Source organism: Brevibacterium sp. LAARM3_SD1, from assembly GCF_057364765.1.
On the sequence record NZ_JBNFOL010000073.1, the window covers coordinates 1 to 1,623 of the forward strand.

Annotated in this window: 1 protein-coding gene; it reads left to right on the plus strand. The window is 57.7% G+C overall.

The window, feature by feature from the left end:
- The coding region (locus tag AC2W7L_RS18490) for an integrase core domain-containing protein (RefSeq protein WP_486005636.1) at positions 1 to 1,530 on the plus strand (1,530 nt) is incomplete at its 5' end.
- Positions 1,531 to 1,623 lie beyond the last annotated feature (93 nt).

A 1,623-nucleotide genomic window follows, 5' to 3' on the forward strand; every position in this document is an offset into this window, starting at 1 on the left:
GCTGTGTTGTCTCATTACGTTGCTGACAACCTGACTCATTACGTTGCTGACAGTATGTCTCAATACGTTGTTGACACACTTCGGGCCATGCCTGAAGCCCTCTCACTAGCCAAACGCCGCGCGATCATCGACTTCGATCCCAACGCACCAGACTCACCATCGATCACCGAGTTCTGTCGCCAACACGGCATTACTCGAGCGTCGTTCTACGCAATCCGCAAACGCTACAAAACCGAGGGCCTACAGGCACTGCACGCCCGCTCGTCAGCACCGAAGAACACCGTGCGAATCTACGACCAAGAAACCACCGATCTCGTGTTGAAGATCCGCACCGAACTCGAGTCGACCGGGTGGGATGCCGGACCGAAATCGATCTGGTATCACGGCGTCGATACCGGACAATTCAGCGAACCCGTCCCGTCGGTGGCCACGATCGGACGAATCCTTTCCAACTCCGGACGAGTGAAGGCGAACCCGAAGAAACGTCCCCGATCATCATTGATCCGATTCGTCCGCGCCAACGCCATGGAACTGTGGCAACTCGACGCTTTCGAATTCCAACTCACCGGCACCACCACCAAGATCACGGTGTATCAGCTCCTCGATGACTCCACCCGCTTCGACGTCGGCACACAAGCCTTCCACGGCGTGGAAAACGGCAATCATGCGATCAAGACCATCTCCGAGGCATTCGCCAACTACGGGGTACCCCAAGAGATGCTGACCGATAACGGCAACGCCTTCAACGGCAACCGTCAGGGCTGGGTCGTGGCCACTCAGCTCTTCCTCGCTGACTATGGGTGCCGAGGAATCTCCGGCAGGCCTGGACATCCCCAAACCCAGGGAAAGAACGAACGCGGCCACCAAACACTGCTCAACGTCCTCAGGGCCCACAGACCCCGCAGCCTCGACGAAGCGCGGAAAGTGGTCGCGATGTTCCGCGACCGCTACAACTATCATCGCCGGCATCAGTCACTGCCAGGCGATATGAATCCTCACCAAGCCTGGCAGGCAGCAATCCACACCCCTTCGGACGGTACGCCGATCCCGCATGCTGAAGTCGAAGCGATCGCACGTGAATACGCCCAACGCCGACGCGCCCAAGCCGCAATGAACCAACCACACGTCGATGACGAGAAATCGGCCGGTGAACCGCTCCCGACCGCGGCTGACTCGGTGCCAGATCGTGTCGTCATCGCTTCTGGCAATGCGCAGATCTATTTTCAAGCAGTTGGACTCGGAGTACCGAGATCATTGGCCGGAACCTATCAATCAGTCGTCACTGACGACTTCTACGCACTCTTCGATCCCACCACTGGTGAGGAAGTGGTGTACTTCCCGCTTCCGATCCGCACAGCAGAAACCCATCGACGATATCCGCTGTGGAGAGTCGTCGGCGCCAGGATCCGTGGAGCCACGGATGTGTGGTTGAAGAAGCAACGCGACTACATGCTCAAGCATTTCCCCAGCGAGGCCCCGCCCGATCGAACCGTCCGAAATGCCGCTGACAACCCCACTCATTTGGTGTAAGCAACCTAGTGAGTCAGGTCGTTCACAACCTAGTGAGCGAGGTTGTCAGCAACGTATTGAGTGAGGTTGTCAGCAAGGTCGCGAGTTTCCACA